The organism is Amycolatopsis solani, assembly GCF_033441515.1.
GTDB lineage: Bacteria > Actinomycetota > Actinomycetes > Mycobacteriales > Pseudonocardiaceae > Amycolatopsis > Amycolatopsis solani.
Genome location: NZ_JAWQJT010000002.1, coordinates 625,895 through 644,382, shown reverse-complemented (window position 1 = coordinate 644,382; position 18,488 = coordinate 625,895). Strand labels below are relative to the sequence as shown.

10 protein-coding genes are annotated in these 18,488 nt (G+C 73.8%); 3 read left to right on the top strand and 7 right to left on the bottom strand.

Annotation, left to right across the window (positions count from 1 at the left end):
• Positions 1-2 precede the first annotated feature (2 nt).
• The 4 genes from SD460_RS23615 to SD460_RS23600 all read right to left on the bottom strand — a co-directional run bounded on the left by SD460_RS23615 (position 3) and on the right by SD460_RS23600 (position 13,202).
• Entirely contained in the window at positions 3-5,261 is a 5,259-nt protein-coding gene (locus SD460_RS23615; protein ID WP_290058704.1) for a type I polyketide synthase, read from the bottom strand.
• The gene (locus SD460_RS23610) at positions 5,258-8,692 is read right to left on the bottom strand and encodes a non-ribosomal peptide synthetase (RefSeq protein WP_318306747.1); all 3,435 of its coding nucleotides are present in this window, start codon (positions 8,690-8,692) and stop codon (positions 5,258-5,260) included. The genes SD460_RS23615 and SD460_RS23610 overlap by 4 nt, the downstream gene beginning before the upstream one ends.
• Before the next feature lie 57 nt (positions 8,693-8,749).
• Entirely contained in the window at positions 8,750-12,181 is a 3,432-nt protein-coding gene (locus tag SD460_RS23605; protein WP_290058890.1) for a beta-ketoacyl synthase N-terminal-like domain-containing protein, read from the bottom strand.
• A 310-nt stretch (positions 12,182-12,491) separates the two neighbouring features.
• The gene (locus SD460_RS23600; RefSeq protein ID WP_318306746.1) at positions 12,492-13,202 is read right to left on the bottom strand and encodes a type 1 glutamine amidotransferase domain-containing protein; all 711 of its coding nucleotides are present in this window, start codon (positions 13,200-13,202) and stop codon (positions 12,492-12,494) included.
• Between the two features lie 122 nt (positions 13,203-13,324).
• Here SD460_RS23600 and SD460_RS23595 point away from each other — a divergent pair, with 122 nt between their 5' ends.
• On the top strand, positions 13,325-14,227 hold the full coding sequence (locus SD460_RS23595; protein WP_290058892.1) for a LysR family transcriptional regulator: 903 nt from the start codon (positions 13,325-13,327) through the stop codon (positions 14,225-14,227).
• A 97-nt stretch (positions 14,228-14,324) separates the two neighbouring features.
• On the opposite strand, the gene SD460_RS23590 is transcribed toward SD460_RS23595, so the two are convergent.
• Positions 14,325-14,573, bottom strand: coding sequence for a hypothetical protein (locus SD460_RS23590; RefSeq protein WP_290058893.1), 249 nt, complete (start codon positions 14,571-14,573; stop codon positions 14,325-14,327).
• An 85-nt stretch (positions 14,574-14,658) separates the two neighbouring features.
• A complete protein-coding gene (locus tag SD460_RS23585; protein WP_290058894.1) occupies positions 14,659-15,909 on the bottom strand; it encodes a PucR family transcriptional regulator in 1,251 nt (416 codons plus the stop codon).
• A gap of 417 nt (positions 15,910-16,326) precedes the next feature.
• Between SD460_RS23585 and SD460_RS23580 the strand changes: the two genes are divergently transcribed.
• Positions 16,327-16,752: a DoxX family protein gene (locus SD460_RS23580; protein ID WP_290058895.1), complete on the top strand. Its 426-nt coding sequence runs from the start codon at positions 16,327-16,329 to the stop codon at positions 16,750-16,752.
• A 43-nt stretch (positions 16,753-16,795) separates the two neighbouring features.
• Here SD460_RS23580 and SD460_RS23575 read toward each other — a convergent pair whose 3' ends face one another.
• Entirely contained in the window at positions 16,796-17,308 is a 513-nt protein-coding gene (locus tag SD460_RS23575; RefSeq protein WP_290058896.1) for a VOC family protein, read from the bottom strand.
• A gap of 310 nt (positions 17,309-17,618) precedes the next feature.
• On the opposite strand from SD460_RS23575, the gene SD460_RS23570 reads away from it, so the two are divergent.
• Positions 17,619-18,488 (top strand): alpha/beta fold hydrolase, encoded by an 870-nt coding sequence (locus tag SD460_RS23570; protein ID WP_318306745.1) that lies wholly within the window; start codon positions 17,619-17,621, stop codon positions 18,486-18,488.

The window sequence follows — 18,488 nt, the reverse complement described above, 5'->3', positions numbered from 1 at the left end:
CTTCAGCGCTCGAGCTTGGGGATGGTGGTTTCGGCCGCACTTTCACGTGAAAGTGCGGCGTCGCGCAGCTCTTCGATGCGCTCGACCAGCGCGGCCACCGTGGAGGATTCGAACAGCGTCTTCATGGCCAGCCGGGCGCCGGTGGTCTTGCGGACCTGGGCGATGAGCTGGATGGCGACCAGCGAGTTGCCGCCGAGGGCGAAGAAGTCGTCGTGGACGCCGATGCGCTCGACCCCGAGCACTTCGGCCCACTGCCGGGCGATCTCGGCTTCGAGGTCGGTCCGCGGGGCGACGTAGTCGTCCTGGGCCGGCGCCTCGACGACGTCGGCGACCTCTTCGGTCTCTTCCAGCGCTTCGGCGGTGACGCGGCGGGCGAACAGGTCGCGCACCGGGCGGGTGCTGATCACCACCTGGCCGCCGAGCCCGGGGGTCAGTGCCCGGAGGAACGCCTCGGCGCCGTCGACCGGCCGGATGCCACTGGAGTCCACAGTGGACTTGGGCACGGGTGCGGTGAGCCCGCCGCTGACCGCGCCCTCGTCGACCTGGCGGAGCACGAAGTCCTCGATCTCGACGAGCACGCGGCCGTCGTCGGCGCACAGCTTCAGGTCCGCGGCGACGACCTGGTCGCCGCCGGAATCCCGGTAGCGCAGGTGGCTGTGGAAGCTCGCCGGGAGCGCGTCGTGCACGACCACCCGGCCGTAGCTCATCGGCAGGTACGTGCCGCTCCCCCGGCCGCGGCCGAACGCGGTCGCGACGTCGAGCAGCGCCGGGTGCAGTCCCCAGCCGGTGTCGAATTCGGGCGCGACGAGCGAGGCCAGTTCCTCGTGCGCGCCGACGTGGTGGGTGCGCAGCGCGGCCCACCGCGGGCCGAAGGTGACCATGCTGGTCCGGCCGGTGCCGAAGGCGTTGCCGTCGTCGAGCACGCTCGTCCGGCTTCGCACCGCGTCGAGGTCCACAGTGGACGCCCTGGGCGCCGGGACCCAGGCCGCCGAGCCCCGGACGTGCGTCTTCGTCACTCCGCCCGCGCGGCTGGTCACGGCGAACCCGTCGCCGTCGAAGCCGACCCGGTACTCCGCGACCGTGCCTTCCGGCACCGAGAACGGCTCCAGGAAGGCGACATCGCGCAGTTCGACGACGTGGCCGTCACCGGGCTTCGGCACCGCCGCTTCGACGGCCGCCCGCACGGTCTCGAGGTGCCCGGTGCCGGGCACGACCGGGACGCCGGCGATCCGGTGCTCGTCGAGCAGCCAGTGCGCGGCCGCCGAGACCAGGCCGTGGCAGTCCGCGCCGGTGCGCGTGGTGAGCACCGGGTGCGCGACCGGCCCGCCGGTCTTCGTGCGGGTGGACCGGATGGTCGCCGGCGCGGCCACCTCGGCGGCCATGCCGACCTCGTCCCAACCACCCCAGTTGTGCGAGACGACCCGGGCCCGCCAGCCGTGGTCGCCGCGGGCGTAGGCGTCGAGGAAGTTGTTGGCCGCGCAGTAGTCGACCTGCCCGAAGTCACCGGAGACCGCCGTGACCGACGAGCAGAGCGCGACGAAGTCCATCGGCAGGTCGGCGAACGCCGAGGCCAGCGCGATCGTGCCGCCGATCTTCGGCGCCAGCACGGCTTCCGCGGCTGTGCGCTCCTTGACCTCCGCGACCCCGCCGCCGGGGAGCCCGGCCGCGTGCACGATGCCGTCGAGCCCGCCGAACTCGCGCTCGGCCAGTTCACGGACCTCGCGCAGCCGCGCCGGATCGGTGACGTCGGCGGCGACCACGTGCACGACCGAACCGGCGGCCTCCATCCGCCGGATCGCGCGGATCGCGCGCCCGGTCCGGTCGGTTCCGTCGTAGGCGTCCCACTCTTCGCGCGGCGGCAGGCCGCTGCGGGTCAGCAGGATCAGCTTCGCGCGGACCCGCAGGGCGAAGTCCTCGGCGAGGGTGACGCCGATGCCCCCGGTACCGCCGGTGATCAGGTACCGGCCGCCGTCGCGCAGCACCGGCGCCGCTTCGGGCACGGTGGCCTGCGTGTACTCCAGGACCCACCGCCGTCCCCGCCGCAAGGCGACTTCGGCTTCAGCCGGGCGGAACAGCTCGGCGACGACCTCCTCCGTCACGGCCTCGACGTCGATCCGCCGCACGACGGTGCCGGGGACCTCCAGCGGCAGCACCCGGGCGATGCCCGCGAGCGTCGCGTGCTCGGGCCGGGTCAGGTCGGTGCCGGTGACGTCGGCGGTGCCGGTGCTCAGCAGGTCGATCCGCAGCGGCTCGCCCCAGGCCTGGGCCAGGTTCAGGACGCTGAAGAACCCGCGTTCCTGGGCGGCCATCCCGGTTTCGGTGCCGTCGAGGGCCCACGCGTGGACCACCCGCCCGGGCCGCTCGCCGAGGGCGGCGACGAGTTCGTCGTAGTCCTCGCCCACCCCGGGCCGCACGGTGAACCCCGCCGGGGTGGCGGCGAACCCGGAGCCCGGCCGGACCTCCGTAACCGCGACCCCGGCGGCCGTCAGCAGGCCCGGCAGGACGTCGCCGTCGACGAACGCGAGGCAGGACGCGAAGGGCTCCCGCCGCAGTTCCGGACCGGCCTGCCGCCAGGACGGCACCGCGAACCACTCGTCGAGGGGCAGCGGCCCGCTCGGCGGCGCCGGCTCGGCGAGCGTCCCCTTCGGATCGGGGTCGACCCAGTACCGCTTGCGCGCGTAGGGGTAGCCGGGCAGCGGGACGCGGTGCCCGGACGTCGTGGGCTCGACGGACACCCCGTGCGTCCACAGCAGACCGGCGGCGGCGTACAGCGTTTCGACGTCGCCCTCGCGCTCGGTGCGGCCGGGCAGGCTCGGCTGCGGCGCCGGCAAGCCCTTCGGCACCTGGCCGCGGGCGAGGCCGGCCAGCTGGTGGCCCGGGCCGCACTCGACGAGCGCCCACCGCTCGCCGCCGTCGAACAGCGTCCGCACGCAGTCGCCGAACCGGACGGCCTGGCGCAGGTGCGCGGCCCAGTACGCCGGATCGGTCGCCTGCTCGGCGGTGATCCAGCCGCCGGTCAGGTTCGAGAGGAACGGCAGTGACGGCGCCGACCGCGGCACCGCGGCGACGGCGTCGGTGAACTCGGCCAGGATCGGGTCCAGCATCGGCGAGTGGAAGGCGTGCGAGGTCACCAGTTCCCGGCACTGCACGTCACTCGACTTCAGCAGCGACGCGAAGTCCGCGACGGCGTCGGACGGCCCGGCGACGACGCACGTCCCCGGCCCGTTGACCCCGGCGATCGAAAGCCCGGCCGGCAGCCGCTTCGCGACGGACTCTTCGTCGAGCTGGACGGCGAGCATCGCGCCGGCGGGCATGCCCTGCATCAGCTCACCGCGCCGGACGACCAGCCGGACGGCGTCGGCGAGGGTGAACACCCCGGCCACGGTCGCGGCGACGTACTCGCCGACCGAGTGCCCGATCATCGCGCCCGGCCGCACGCCCCAGCTCCGCCACAGCCGGGCCAGCGCATATTCGACGGCGAACAGCGCGGGCTGGGTGTACCGCGTTTCCCGCAGCTCGGCGTCCCCGCCGCGGCCGAGGACCAGGTCCTTCAGGCCGGGGAGCCCGGAAAGCTCGCAGCACTCGTCGAACGCCGTCGCGAAGACGGGCTCGCTGCGGTACAGCTCGGCCCCCATCCCGGCGTACTGCGAACCCTGCCCGGAGAACAGGAACGCCACCTTCAGCTCACCGGCCTGCGCGGTGGTGAGCCGGCGGGGATCGCGCAGCCCGTCGACCGCGTCTTCGGAGTCGCGTGCGACGACGACCGCGCGGTGCGGGTATTCGGTCCGCCCGGTGGCGAGGGTGTGCGCGACGTCGGCGAGGTCGAGGTCGACGTCCCCGGCCAGCCGGTCGGCGAGCCGCTCGACCGCGGTGGCCAGGGTCTCCGGCGTCTTCGCCGACACCCGCAGCAGGTGGGCCGGGTGCGGCCGGCGGTGCCGCCGCGGCGCGGGTGCCTCCTCCAGCACCACGTGGGCGTTGGTGCCGCCGACGCCGAACGAGCTCACGCCCGCCCGGCGCGGGGTGTCCGCGGCCTCCCACTTGGTCACCGTGGTGGCCGGGTGGAACGGGCTGCGCGGGAAGTCGATGCCCGGGTTGGCTTCTTCGTAGTTGATGGTCGGCGGGATCAGCCCGTGTTCCATCGCCAGCACGGTCTTGATCAGCGCCACGACGCCGGCCGCCTGGGACAGGTGACCGATGTTCGACTTCACCGAGCCGATCGCGCACCAGCCGGTGTCCGGGACGCCGTGGCCGTACACAGTGGACAGCGAGGTGATCTCGATCGGGTCGCCCAGCGCGGTTCCGGTGCCGTGCGCCTCGACGTACCCGATCGTGCGCGGGTTCACCCCGGCCATGCCGACCGCCTGCGCGATGGCCTCGGTCTGCCCGGCGACGCTCGGCGCGGAGAAGCCGACCTTGGTGGCGCCGTCGTTGTTGATCGCGTTGCCGAGCACGACCGCGCGGATGTGGTCGCCGTCTTCCAGCGCCTGCGAGAGCCGCTTGACCAGGACCACGCCGACGCCGCTGCTCCACACCGTGCCGTTGGCGCCGGCGTCGAACGCCCGCACGTGCCCGTCGGGCGAGGTGAAACCCTCGACGCCCATGTACCCGATGCCGTGCGGCATCTCCAGGTTCACCCCGCCGGCCAGCGCCAGGTCGCACTCGCCGTTGCGCAGGGCCTCGCACGCCAGGTGCACCGCGACCAGCGACGTCGAGCACGCCGTGTGGATCGCAAGGCTCGGGCCGCGCAGGTTCAGCTTGTAGGACACCGAAGTCGTCAGGTAGCTGGGCTGGTTGCCGGTGGACATCCCGATGCCGCCGTGCTGCGAAGCCATCACCCGTTCGTTGCGCAGCAGGTTTTCCACCAGGTAGCCGGTCCGCCCGGTGCCGCCGTAGACCCCGATCGCGCCGCCGTAGCGGGCCGGGTCGTAGCCGCCGTCGGTCAGCGCCGCGTGGCACGCTTCGAGGAAGACCCGGTGCTGCGGGTCGGTGATCTCGGCTTCGCGGCTGGTCATGCCGAACAGGTCGGCGTCGAACTCGTCGAAGCCGTCGACCACCGTGGTCGCGTTGACCCAGCTGGGATCGTCCAATGTGGCCGGATCGGCGCCGCGGGCCAGCAGCTCCTCGCGGGTGGCGGGCTTGATGGATTCGACGCCGTCGACGAGGTTGCGCCAGAACTGCCGGAGGTCACCGGCGCCGGGCACGCGGGCGGCCATCCCGACGATGGCGATGGGTTCGGCGCCCGGTTCGAGGTCGTTCGTCACTGCGGTCGCTCCTGTTCGTGGCCGGTCGTGCCGGCACTGCGGCGGGGTCTTCTGGACGGGGTGCGCCCGCGGCGGGCGGCGACCCGCTCGGCGGCCCTGGCGAGTTCCGGGCTCGGCGCGGCCCCCGCGTGGAGGTGGGTGGCGAGGGCGCGGACGGTGGGGTGGGTGAACAGGTCGACCATCGGGATGCGGCGGCCGAGCCGGGCGGTGACCTCGGCGTGCACCTTGGCCAGTGCGAGGGAATGCCCGCCGACGTCGAAGAAGTTGTCGGTCACCCGGACGGCGTCGAGGCCGAGCACTTCCCGCCAGGTCGCGGCGATCAGGGCCTCGGTCGCCGCGAGCGCGGCCGGGTCGACGTCGGGCGCCGCCGCCGGCCTGGCCTGCGCGGCCGCTTCCGGTGCGGCGGTGCGGACCGACGCGCGCGGCAGCTCGGGCGCGCACGCCCCGGCCGGCCGGTCCGGCTCGGCGACCAGCGCCGCGAGCAGCGCCGTGAAGTCCTCGGCCAGCGAGGCCATCCGGGCCGCGTCGAACAGGTCCGGGTTGTACAGCAGCTCGACGCCGTGCTCGAGGACGTACACCGTCAGGTCGAACGGCGAACCGGGCTTCTCGACCGGCAGCCACGTCCCCCGGACGCCGGGCAGGCCGAGCCGGGGTTCGGTGAAGCCGAGGACGTTGACCATCACCTGCACCAGCGGCGCCCGCGAGGGGTCGCGCGGCACGCCGAGCGCGCCCACGAGCCGGTCGATCGGGGCCGCCGGGTGCGCGGTGGCGGCCAGCAGCTCGGCGCCGCCGCGGCGGACGAGCGTGGCGAAGTCCGCGTCCCCGGCGCGCAGCCGCACCGGGACGATGTCCACGAAGAACCCGGCGACGTCCTGGGTTTCGGCCAGCTGGCGGTCCGCGACGACGGTGGCGACCAGGTGGTCGTCCCCGCCGGTCAGCCGGTGCAGCAGCTGCCCGAACGCGGCCAGCACCACGCCCGCGCGGGTGGTTCCGGTGCGAGTGGCGAGGGCGCCGGCGGCCTCGGCGACGCCCTCGGGGAAGGCCTGGTGGTGGGTCGCGCCGCGGTAGGTCTGCACCGCCGGGCGCGGCCGGTCCCGCGGCAGGTCCACTGTGGACGGCGCGCCCGCGAGGTGCCCGGTCCACCAGGCGAGGTCGACGGCTTCGCGGCGGCGGTCGCGGTCGGCGCGCCACACCGCGTAGTCCGCATAGGACACCGGCAACGGCGGCAGGGCTTCGCCGCGGTAGGCCGCGCTCAGGTCGGCGCAGAGCAGCTCCTGCGACCAGCCGTCGAACACGGCGTGGTGCAGCGTGAAGCCGAGGACGTGGTCCTCGGGCCCCAGCTCGTAGAGCCGCACGCGCCACGGCGGTTCGCGGTCCAGCCGCAGCGGTGCCGCCGCGTCGGCGGCCAGCCGCTCGCGGACCGCGGCTTCGGCCAGCGGGAGCACCGGCAGCTCGACGTCACCCGGTGGCCGGCACTCGGCCTGCGGGACGCCGTCGACCGGCCGGATCCGCCAGCGCAGCACGTCGTGCCGCTCGGCCACCGCGCGGAGGGCGGCTCGCAGCGCGCCGACGTCGAGCGGTCCGGTCAGCCGGAACGCCATCGCGATGTTGTACGGCGCCGCGTCCGGGGCGAGCTGGTCGAGGAACCACAGCCGCCGCTGCGGTGGCGACAGCGCGGGTGCGTGCCCGGTGGTCAGGCCGGGGCCGGTGAGCGGCGCGGCCGCGGCCACCCGCCGCGTCAGCTCGTCGAGCGTCCGGGCCGCGAAGACGTCCTCGACGGACACGTCGGCGGCGAGGTCCTGCCGCAGCGCCGCGACCAGGCGCATCGCCGCGATCGAGTCGCCGCCGGACCGCAGGAAGTCGGGCCCCGCGGCGGCCCCGAGCACCCGCCGCCACACCTCGGCGACCGGTGAGCCACCCAGGTCCTCCGCCGGCCCGGTTTCGGCGAGGGCACGCAAGGCGGGCCGGTCGACCTTCCCGGTGACGGGGTTGACCGGCAGCTCGGCCAGGCGGCGGATCGCGGCCGGGCGCATGGCCTCGGTGAGCCGTTCACCCGCGCAGGCGTGGATGTCCTCATCGGACGGTGCCGCCATCGGGCTGAGGAACGCGACCAGCCGGGTGCCACCCGGCCCCGGCACGGCCTCGACGGCGACCGCGCCGACGTCCGGATGAGCGCCCAGCGCCGCTTCGACTTCGCCGAGTTCGATGCGCTGGCCACGGATCTTGACCTGCCGGTCGGCGCGGCCGGCGAACTCCAGCCTGCCGTCGGGGCGGAGCCGGGCCCGGTCGCCGGTGCGGTAGAGCCGCTCCCCCGGCGTGAACGGGTCGGCGACGAACTTCCGCTCGGTCAGCTCCGGGCTGCCGAGGTAGCCCGCGGCGACGCCGGGACCGCCGATGACCAGCTCGCCGACCTCGCCCGCCGCGACGGGCCGCAGCTCGTCGTCGACGACGTGCGCGCGGTGCCCCGGCGTCGGCGTGCCCAACGGCAGCGGGTCGGCGGGCACCCCGGTCACCTCGTCGGTGACCACCACGACGGTGGTTTCGGTCGGGCCGTAGACGTGGAAGAACCGGCGTCCCGGCAGCCAGCGCGCGGCCAGCTCGGCGGGCACCGGCTCGCCGCCGCAGGCCACGGTCCGCCAGCCGGGCACCTCGGCGGGGTCCACCAGGGACAGCAGGGTCGGGGTGATGAACCCCCAGTCGACGTCGTGCTCGACGATGAACCGGCGCAGCCGTTCCGGGTCGGCGCGGTCGGCCGTCCCGGCCAGCTGCACCGAGCCGCCGACCGACAGCGGCACGAAGACGTCCATGGTGAACGCGTCGAACCCGAGCGAGGAGATGCCGAGCGTCCGGGTGCCCGGGCCGACGCCGAGCCGCCCGGCGAACCCGGTGACGAACGCGACGATGTTGCGGTGCCGGGTGAGCACGCCTTTGGGCCGCCCGGTCGAGCCGGACGTGTAGAGCACGTGCGCGGTGGTGTCCGGGGTGGCCGGGCAGCTGCCGGGCGCGGCGGGCGGCGGGACGCCGATCCCGTGACCCGAGCCGAATTCGGCGACCGCGGCGTCCCCGACGACGAGCGAAACCCCGGCGTCGGCGGCGATCGCGGTCAGCCGGGCCCGCGGCCCGCCCGGGTCGAGCGGGACGTAGCAGGCGCCGGACAGCAGGACGCCGAGCACGGTGCTCACGAGCGCGGGCGTCCGGTGCGCGCACACCCCGACGCGGGTTTCCGGGCCCGTCCCGCGCTCGCGCAACGCGGCCGCGACGCCCCAGGCCGCGGCGACGAGCTCAGCGTAGGTGAGCCGGGTGGCGCCCTGCCGGACGGCGAGCGCGTCCGGCGTCCGGTCCGCCTGCGCCAGGACGAGCCCGGCGACCGTGGTGTCCGGAAAGGACAGTGGCGGGCCGTGCGTACCCACGACGGGCAGCGTGTCGGTCACGGTGAACTCCCCAGTTCGGCCCGGCCGCGGTGGCGGCCGGGTGGACGTGCGTGCGGCTCACGGGTGGTGTCCCGGAACCGGCGGGTCGATCCAGAACCTGGTGCGCTGGAACGAGTAGCCGGGCAGCGGCACCCGGCCCGGCTCCGCGCCGTCGTGGCGGGCGGTCCAGTCGACGTCGGCGCCACCGGCCCAGCGCAGCGCCAGCTCCCGTGCCGCACCGGGCGGCCCGGCGACCTCGCCACCCTCGGCCAGGAGGGTGGCGAGAGCAGCGACGGCTTCGCCGGCGGTCGAAGCGACCACGGCCGCGCGGCAAGCGAACTCCCGGCGTCCGACGGCGAGGGTGTAAGCGGCGTCGGCGAGGTCCGGTGGATCGGCGGCGAGCCGGTCCCGCAGCGCGGAAAGGGCTTGGCGCAGGGCTTCCGGGTCGCGCGCCGACACCGGCAGGACGTGCGGCCCCTCGGCCGTCACGCGCGGGCCCGGGGCCGGCGCTTCTTCGACGACGACGTGGACGTTGGTCCCGCCGAGGCCGAACGCGCTGACCCCGGCCACCCGGCGGGGCGACTCGGGCCAGTCGGTCGCCTTGACCGGCACGAAGCACGGGCCGCCCGCCAGGTCGACCTCCGGGTGCGGTGCGGTGAAGTGCAGGTTCGGCGGGATCACGCCGTGGCGCACCGCAAGGACGGTCTTGATCAGGCCGGCCACCCCGGCGGCCGCGTCGAGGTGCCCGATGTTCGTCTTGACCGAGCCGAGCGCGCACGTGCCGGGCGGGGCGTCGCGGTACACCCGGTTGAGCGCGGCGACTTCGATCGCGTCGCCCAGCGGGGTGCCGCTGCCGTGCGCTTCGATCAGCCGCACCTCGGCCGGGTCGACCTCGGCCACGGCCAGCGCCTCGGCGACCGCGGCCGCCTGGCCCGCCGGGCTCGGCACGGCGTAGCCCGCGCGGTCGGCGCCGTCGTTGGTCATCGCCCAGCCGGGCAGCACGGCGTGAATGTGGTCGCGGTCGGCGAGCGCGTCCGACAGCCGCCGCAGCACCACGACCCCGGCGCCGGACCCGAACCCGGCCCCGTCCGCCGCGACGTCGAACGAGCGGCAGCGCCCGTCCGCCGACGCGAGACCGCCGGCGCGGTATCGCGGCCACGTCACGCTCACGCCGCCGGCGATCGCCAGGTCGCAGCGGTATTCGGCGAGGCTCTGCGCGGCCAGGCCGACCGCGGCGAGCGAGCTGGAACAGGCACTTTGGACGGCGACCGCGGGCCCGGTCAGGCCCAGCCGGTAGGCGACCTGCCCGGGCAGGTGGTCGGTGAGCTGGCGCCCGAGCAGCCTGCCCTCCCAGTCGTCCGGGTCGACGTCGCCGGTGACCGCCGGGTTCCCGAAGAGGTGGAAGAGGAAGTACCGGTTGACCCCGGCGGAGGTGAACACCCCGACCGGACCGGTTTCGCGCGCCGGGTCGCGGCCCGCGTCCTCCAGCGCCCGCCACGCCGTCTCCAGGAACAGCCGGTGCTGCGGGTCGGTGCGCGCCGCTTCCTCCGCGGTGAACCCGAAGAACCCGGCGTCGAAGTCCTCGACCCCGTCCAGGCGGCCGCCAGCCCGCACGTGCGCGGGGTCGGCGCGCAGGCCGGGCCCGATGCCGAGCGCGGCCAGCTCGTCGTCGGTGTAGTCGTGGATCGCGTCGACGCCCGCGCAGAGGTTCCACCAGAACGCGTCGGCGTCCGGCGCGCCGGGGAACCGGCAGGCCAGCCCGACGACGGCGATCAGGTCGCTGCCGGGCTCGTCGTCGCCGGGTTCGGCAGGCTCGGCGCCGGGACCGTCCGCAGTGGCCGGTTCCAGGTAGGCGGCCTGCGCCGCGACCGTCGGGTGGGCCAGCAGGCCGAGCAGCGGAACGTCCACACCGGATTCCGCGGCCAGCCGCTGCTGGACCCGGCCCAGCAGCAGGGAGTGCCCGCCGACGTCGAAGAAAGCGTCGTCGGTGCCGAAGCCGTCGTGCCCCAGCACCGCGGACCAGATCGCGTGCACCCGCCGCTGCGCCTCGGTCATCGGCGGGGCCGCGACGGGGGCGGGCGGGCGGGGGTCCGGAAGCGCTTCCTCGTCTAGCTTCCCGGTGACGGTGAGCGGGAACGCCGGGACGGCGACGATCGCGGAGGGCACCGAGTGCCCGGGCAGGGTCTCGGCCAGCGCGGCCCGCCACGCCGGCACGTCCGGTTCCCCGGCCGGGACGACGTAGGCGAGCAGCTCGCCGTCCCGCACGATCGCACGGGCTTCGGCGACGCCGGGCTGTTCGCCGAGGCGGGCTTCGACCTCGGTCAGCTCGACCCGGAACCCGCGCACCTTCACCTGCCGGTCGAGGCGGCCGAGGCAGACGACCTGCCCGTCCGGCCGGACCTCGCCGAGGTCGCCGGTGCGGTAGCGGCGGACGCCGCCGCCGGTGGTGCCGAACGCCGGGCCCGGCTGGTCGAAGTAGCCGTCGACCAGGTATTCGCCGCTGACTTCGAGCTCGCCGCCGTCGAGCACGGTGAGCGCGTAGCCGGGCAGCGCGGTGCCGATCGGCAGCGGGCCGGTGGCGCCATCGGGGACGTCGGCGGCGGTCAGCCGGTACTGCGCGGCGAAGGTCACCTCGGTCGCGCCGTACCCGTTGACGTAGACGCAATCGGGCGCGAAGCGACCGCGGCGGACGTCGGCGTAGGTGGCCTGTTCACCGCCCAGCAGGACGGTCCGCACCGACGGCAGGGTGCCGTCGAGCGCGTCCAGCAGGTAGCGGTAGACCGTCGGCGTCGAGTGGTAGACGGTGACCCGGTGCCGCGCGAGTTCGCGCGCGGCGTGGGCCACGCCGTGGGCGCGGACGTCCACCGGAACCACCGCGGCACCGGTCAGCAGCGCCGGGTAGAGGTCCGGGATCGCCGCGTCGAAGCCGAAGGATGCCAGCAGGCTGAGCCGGTCGGCGGCGGTGATGCCGAGCGTCGCGATCTGGTTGTCCACCACGTGCATCAGGTTGCGGTGGGTTTGCGCGACCGCCTTGGGCGGGCCGGTCGAGCCGGAGGTGAACAGCACGTAGGCCGGCGCGTCCGGGTCCGGGCCGGGCACCGGCAGCGGCGCGGTGTCCGTCCCGGACCGGACGACCCGCGCGGAAGTGCTGCGGCACAACGCTTCCGCGAGGACGACGTGCTCGGGATCGGCGAGCACCGCCGACACGCGGGCCGTCGCGACCTGGTGGGCGAGCCGGTCCCGCGGGAACGTCGGGTCGAGCGGGACGTACGCGCAGCCCGCGGCCAGCGTGCCGAGGATCGCGGCGATGGCGGCGGTCCCGTGCCCGGTGAGCAGGCCGACGAACTCGCCCGGCCGGACCCCGGCGTCGAGCAGCCGGGCGGCGTGCCCGCCGGCCAGCCCGGCCAGCCGCGCGTAGCGCACCGCCGAGTCGTGCTCGACGACCGCGATCCGGTCGGGCGACTGCCGCGCGATTTCCGCGAAACGTGTGATGCAGCCGTCTTGCGTCATCGCTCGGCGTCGGCTCCCGACGGCGAATGGGCGCGCGGAAACCACGGCGGTGACGTCGACTTCATCTCACTCCCCAGTGCGATTCATGGCGAAGAATCACGCAAGGTTAAGGCTCAAGACGCCGCGTGGGGATACGCAATCCGCAGAGTTCAGCCGAATGACCTATCGATCCTGGACCAGAAGCAGCAGTTCGCCACGCGATCCATGATCGAAGTGCGCCCGGTTACCACTGTGGACACTCACTCGGCTACCGCCCGTGACGCTCCCGAATTGCGGAGTTCGCCGGTCGGATATTCACCGACAGGTCATTTCACGAAATCGATCCAGAATCGAGCATTCGCGCGACGCGGACCGCGGTGTCCACACTGGACTGCGGGTTCTGGCCCGTGACGAGGTTCCGGTCGGCGACGACCGTGCTCGACCACGGCGCGCCCGGCGTCACCTCGGCACCCTGCTCGCGCAGCCGGGCCTCGACGAAGAACGGGGTCCGCTCCCCCAAGCCGCCTTGGCGCTCTTCCTCGTCGCTGAAGGACGTCATCGCGCGCCCGGCGAAGGCGAACGTCCCGTCGTCCCGGCGGGCGGCGAGGAGCCCGGCGACGCCGTGGCACAGCGCCGCGACGAGCTTGCCTTCGTCGTCCGCCTCGGCCAGCAGCCGCCCGAGCGCGGGATCGGCCACCAGGTCGGTCATCGGGCCGTGGCCGCCGGGCAGGTAGAGCGCGTCGTAGCCGTCGGCCGTCGCATCGGCCAGCTTCCGCGGCACGGCCAAGTCGTCGAGCGCGTCGAGGTAGGCGCGGTACTTCGAGCCGGTCACGGGGTCGACGCCGCCGCGCTCGTCGAAGCTGACCGGGTCGGCGACCGGCCGCCGCCCGTCCGGGGTGGCGATGTCGACGCGGTGCCCGGCCTCGGTGAGCACCCGGTGCGACTCGGCGACCTCCTCGGCCCAGAAGCCGGTCGGGTGGTCGGTGCCGTCGGCCAGGCGCAGCCGGTCGGCGGCCGAAACGATCATGAGAATCCGTGCCATGTCGGGGTTTTCCTTGTCCGCGGGGCCAGGTGCCCCGCACGCCGTGCTCAACCGGGCGAGCCCGACGGGTAGTCCGCGGCGGCCGGTACCATCCATAACGTTGCTTATGGAAGGCGGCTTGCGTGCCAAGTCTGGATCTGCTCAGCACGTTCCTCGAGGTCTACCGCCGCGGCTCGCTCTCGGCCGCCGCGGCGGAGCTCGGGCTGACCCAGCCCGCCGTCACCGGGCAGCTGAACCGGCTGGAGAAGGAACTGGGCGAGCCGCTGTTCACCCGGTCCCGCCACGGGGCCGCGCCGACCGGCCGCGCGGCCGAGCTGGCCGCGCGCATCGGCACCCGGATCGACGAGCTGCGCGGGGCGCTCACGGAGGGCCAGGACGACACGGTCCCGCTCGACCGCGTCGCGCTCGGCGGCGCGAGCGACGCGATGGCGACCAGGGTGCTGCCCGCGCTCACCCCGCTGACCACGCGCGGGCTCCAGCTCACGGTGACGCTCGGCCTCGCCGAGGAACTGCTGGCCGCGCTCACCGCCGCCCGCCTCGACCTGGTCGTCTCGTCGGTGCGGCCCCGCGACCGCACGCTGACCGCGACGCCGATGATCGACGAGGAGTTCGTCCTGGTAGCCGCCCCGGCACTGGCCCGCGGCGTGGACCCGGCCCGGCTGGCGGCCGACCCGGTCGGCGCGCTGGCGCAGCTGCCCCTCGTGGCGTACGCCGACGAGCTGCCGATCATCCGCCGCTACTGGCGCAGCGAGTTCGGCAGGCGCCCGCCGAACCGCGCCGCGGTGGTGGTCCCGGACCTGCGCGCGATCCTGGCCGTGGTGATCGCCGGCGCGGGCGCGACGGTCCTGCCCCGCTACCTCGCGGCCGCCGCACTGGAAGCGGGTTCGGTCGAACTGGTCCACGAACCCGAGACGCCGCCCCTGAACACCTGGTACCTGGTCACCCGCGCCACCCCGCCGCGTCTGGCGGTCAGCCTGGTCCGCGACCGCCTGCTCCAGCGCGCCCGGGCCTGGGGCTCGCTCTGACCTGAAGGGGACGTTCAGTACGTCTGATGAACCGAAGGGGACTTTCCTGGCATCAGATGCCAGGAAAGTCCCCTTCAGTGCGCGGGGCCGGCGCGGCTCAGCCCGCGTTCGCCAAAAAGTTCCCGCCCGCCGGGGCGCTCTCCATCAGGCACGTGTGGCACGGCATGCCGCGCAGCCCGTCGAGCACCTCGGCCTCGCCGGGGAAGATCGACTCGCCGCACAGTGCCGTCAGGTGCCCGGGGACCGGGCCGGCGGGCACGGGGATCAAGTGGCAGACGCGTCTGCTTTCGCCGACGACGCCTCGGCGCAGCCGGACCAGCGCGAGCATCCCACTGTTCTCACCCATAGCCGAAAGGTAGGCCGATCGGCCCATCACGGCTTCGTGCCCGCGACCCAACGATCTTCGCCACCGGTGGTCCGCGACACCAAACTCACACCGCGGACAGCACCGCCGAGCCGAGTCGCCGGCAGAGGTTGAGCGCCAGCTCGACGTCGAGCCGTCCCTCCCCGAGCCCGCGCGGCAGCAGCTCCTGCGCCTTGCGGACGCGGTACTGGACGGAGTTCTTGTGCATCGTCAGCTCGGCGGCCGACGCGGTGTAGCTGCCGCCGGAGGCGAGGAACACCCGCAGCGTCTCGCGCAGCCGTCCGCAGTTCTCGTCGTCGGCCGACAGCGGCCCGAGCGTGCTCGCGACCCACAGGCGGGCCGCGTTGAGGTCGCTCGTCATCAGCGCCACCGTGCCGACGTCCCGGAAGGTCAGGACGCGGTCGCAGTGCTCACCGGCGGCGAGCGCCAGCGCGTGCACCCGGCGGGCCTGCTGGTGGGTGTCGCGGAAGCCGCCGACGCCGGTGCCCGGGTCGCCGACGGTCACCCGCACGCCCGGGTCGGCGTCCGCGAGCGCCGCGTCGAGGTGCTCGCGGCGGACCGACTCGACCGGGAGCCACGCCCACGCTCCGGATTCGTCGCGGGGCACGAACAGGGGACGGCCTTCGCCGCCGGCCCGCTGGAGCACCGCGCCCGCGACCGACTCGAGGTGCGAGAGCACGTCGTGGGCCTCGGACGCGTGCCAGACGACCAGCCCGACGTGCGTGCCGCGCAGCCGGTAGCCGATCACCGCCTCGGCCGCGTCGACGTCCGCGGGCCCGCCGTTCTCGCCGAGCAGGTCCAGCACCTTGGCCGCCCGCGCGGCGCTCCGGTTGAGCAGCCAGCGGTCGCGTTCGTCCTGGTAGACGCCGACGAGCTGGCGGACCACCCGGGTGATGAACTCGTAGGCGACCTTGAGCAGCCGGCGCATCATCGCGCCGAGCAGGGCCGCGTCGTCGACCACCCGGATGCACTCCTGGAACCCGAAGTCGAGCATCGCGGCCTGGCCGAGGTCGTACGCGCGGATCAGGTCGAACACCGGCGTGCCGCGCTGCGCCAGCCGCCGCGCGTACTCCATCGCCGCGGCCGGCGGCTCGACGGTCGCGGGGTCGATGCCGTGCCGGAAGATCTGCAGGGCGGTCTCGATGTTCTGGTAGACGCTCGCCGACAGCAGGCTCACCATGCGCTCGTCGTCGTTGACCAGCTGCGGCAGGTCGGCGGCGTACAGCTGCACCAGTTCACCGGTCAGCTCGCCCGCGCGGTCCGCGAGGGTGGCGGCGATCTGCCGGATGCGCTCCGAGACGACTTCTTCGTCCACCATGGAGCCACTCTACGGGGTCGTGGATCAAGCTCTTCAACGAACACGTCGATCAAGTCGAACGTGCATCGGGAGCCGGCCGCGCCGACGCCGAGCCGAGTCACCCGCGGTGCGGAGTGTCACTTCTCAGAATTTTCTCAGAACAATGAGACCGGTCAATATTCCGAAACATTCTCGAAACACGGAACCGGACCACTCCCCAAACTGGTCTGGACCACCTGATCAAGATCACCCGGACGGCGGTTTTCGCTGCGTACAGCGGGAAAAATCAGGGAATACCATTACTTAAAATGTGCTTAACCGACTTTAGACCCTTGTCGTCGGTCACTCACGAGCGGTATATCTCTGGGCACCTCATTCGCAGCGGCCGGTCCCTCCCCCGGCCGGTTCGATGCCGCCAGCACCGACATCGGAGGCACCATGCACCGCCTGGACCCGGCCCGCGAGCACATCATCGGGCTGTACCGCATCGTCATCGGCTTCTTGTTCGCCTGCCACGGCCTCAAGACCCTGTTCGGCCTGTTCGGCGCGAAGGCCCCCACGGCCGTCGGCGCCTGGCCGGGCTGGTGGGCCGCGCTGATCCAGCTCGTCTGCGGCGTGCTCGTCTGCGTCGGCTTCGGCACGCGGGTCGCCGCCGTGCTGGGCTCCGGCTCGATGGCCTACGCGTACTTCACCTCGCACGCCCCGGACGGCCTGTTCCCGATCCAGAACGGCGGCGAGGCCGCGACGCTCTTCTGCTGGTCGCTGCTCGTCGTCGCGTTCGTCGGCCCCGGCCGCTTCGCGCTCGGCAACCTCACCACCCGGCAGCGGGAAGCGCGGCCGGAACGGGCCGGCGTCACGGCTTGACGCGGGGAGTGCCCGGCGGCGCCCACGCGCCGCCGGGTCCCCCTCAGCGCGAGATGCCCACGCCGCTGCGCGCGTCCGGGCCGTACTTCGCCAGCTCCCCCGCCAGGTCGAGCCGCCCGATGGCCGCGCTCTTCGCGCGGTCGTCGTCGGTCAGCAGCTCGCGCGGGATGATCCAGACCACCTCGAACTCGATGCCGCTGGGATCCTTGGCGTACAACGACTTCGTGGTCCCGTGGTCCGACGACCCGACCAGCGCGCCCGCCTCGCGGAGCCGGCCGGCGATCCGCTCGAGGTCGCCGAGGGTGTCGACCTCCCACGCGAGGTGGTAGAGCCCCACCGACGTCTGGCCCGCCCCGGAGTCCTCGGCGTGGGCGCCGATTTCGAAGAGCCCGAGGTCGTGGTCGTTGGTCGAGCCGGGCGCCCGCAGGAAGGCGGCGCCGCGGTGGGCGTCGCCGCCGTCGATGTAACCGAAACCCAGCACGTCCCGGTAGAACGCGACGCTTTCCGCCAGGCTCCGGACGTAGAGCACGGCGTGGTTCAGGCGAAAGATCGACATCGGGACTCGCAATCGATTGAAGTTTCAACTTCAGGCTACCACGAACCACTCTCAGTAGGTCCGGTCTCCGACCGGGCGACAAACCTTCGACACCGCATCGAGGCCCTGGTCAGACGCGCCGGCGGTTCGTAGGGTGAGTCCACCGCAGGACACCGTGTCAGCTGTCCCGCGGGCGGTGGTGCCCCCGGATCCGACCTTTCCCCGAAGCCAAGTCCGGGGGCCCACCGCATCACTTCCCACCTGGCCGATCCGCGATCAGTTCGTCGTCGCACTCATTTACATACATACACCACGCATGTAACCTGCCCTCATGACGGACCGCAGCGAATCCCTGGGCCAGGAGCACCGCGTCCGGCTGCCCGCCGGCGAAGTGCGGTACTTCGAACGGGGCTCGGGCGCCCCGGTGGTGTTCGTCCACGGCGTGCTGACGAACGCGGAACTGTGGCGGAAGGTGGTCCCCGACGTCGCCGCGGCGGGGTTCCGGTGCCTGGCGCCGGACCTGCCGCTCGGCGCGCACGACCTGCCGATGCGCACCGGCGCCGACCTCTCCCCCACCGGGAACGCCGACGTCATCGCCGATTTCCTCGAGGCGCTCGACCTCCGCGACGTCACGCTCGTCGCGAACGACACCGGCGGCGCGCTGACGCAGATCATGCTGAGCCGCCGTCCGGAGCGGGTCGGGCGGGTGGTGCTCACGCCGTCGGACTGCTTCGAGTACTTCTTCCCACCGATCTTCAAGGCGCTGCCGCCGATCGCGCGGGTGCCCGGGTCGATGGCCGTGCTCGGGCAGCTGCTGCGGATCCGCGCGCTCTACCGGCTTCCGCTGCTGTTCGGGTGGGTGACCAAGCGGCCACTGCCGGACGCCGTCGCGCAGTCCTACCTCGGGCAGCTGCGGAAGTCGGCCGGGGTGCGGCGGGACCTGCGCAAGCTGCTCGAGGACGTCCACCCCCGGCACACGCTCGCCGCCGCGGAGCGGCTGAAGACCTTCGACCGGCCGGTGCTGCTCGCCTGGGCGCCGGAGGACAAGCTGTTCCCGATCCGGCTGGCCCACCGGCTCGCCGCGCTGCTGCCGGACGCGAAACTCGTGGAGGTGCCGGACTCCTATACGTTCATCTCCGAGGACCAGCCCGCCGTGCTGGCCCGTCACGTCGTCGAGTTCGCGGGCGTCATGGCAGATTAG

Excerpts from the sequence above, each read along its gene's own strand:
- SD460_RS23580 (WP_290058895.1), top strand. The coding sequence starts at position 16,327 with ATGCACCGCCTGGACCCGGCCCGCGAGCACATCATCGGGCTGTACCGC.
- SD460_RS23570 (WP_318306745.1), top strand. The coding sequence starts at position 17,619 with ATGACGGACCGCAGCGAATCCCTGGGCCAGGAGCACCGCGTCCGGCTG.
- SD460_RS23605 (WP_290058890.1), bottom strand. The coding sequence starts at position 12,181 with ATGACGCAAGACGGCTGCATCACACGTTTCGCGGAAATCGCGCGGCAG.
- SD460_RS23585 (WP_290058894.1), bottom strand. The coding sequence starts at position 15,909 with ATGGTGGACGAAGAAGTCGTCTCGGAGCGCATCCGGCAGATCGCCGCC.
- SD460_RS23575 (WP_290058896.1), bottom strand. The coding sequence starts at position 17,308 with ATGTCGATCTTTCGCCTGAACCACGCCGTGCTCTACGTCCGGAGCCTG.
- SD460_RS23600 (WP_318306746.1), bottom strand. The coding sequence starts at position 13,202 with ATGGCACGGATTCTCATGATCGTTTCGGCCGCCGACCGGCTGCGCCTG.
- SD460_RS23590 (WP_290058893.1), bottom strand. The coding sequence starts at position 14,573 with ATGGGTGAGAACAGTGGGATGCTCGCGCTGGTCCGGCTGCGCCGAGGC.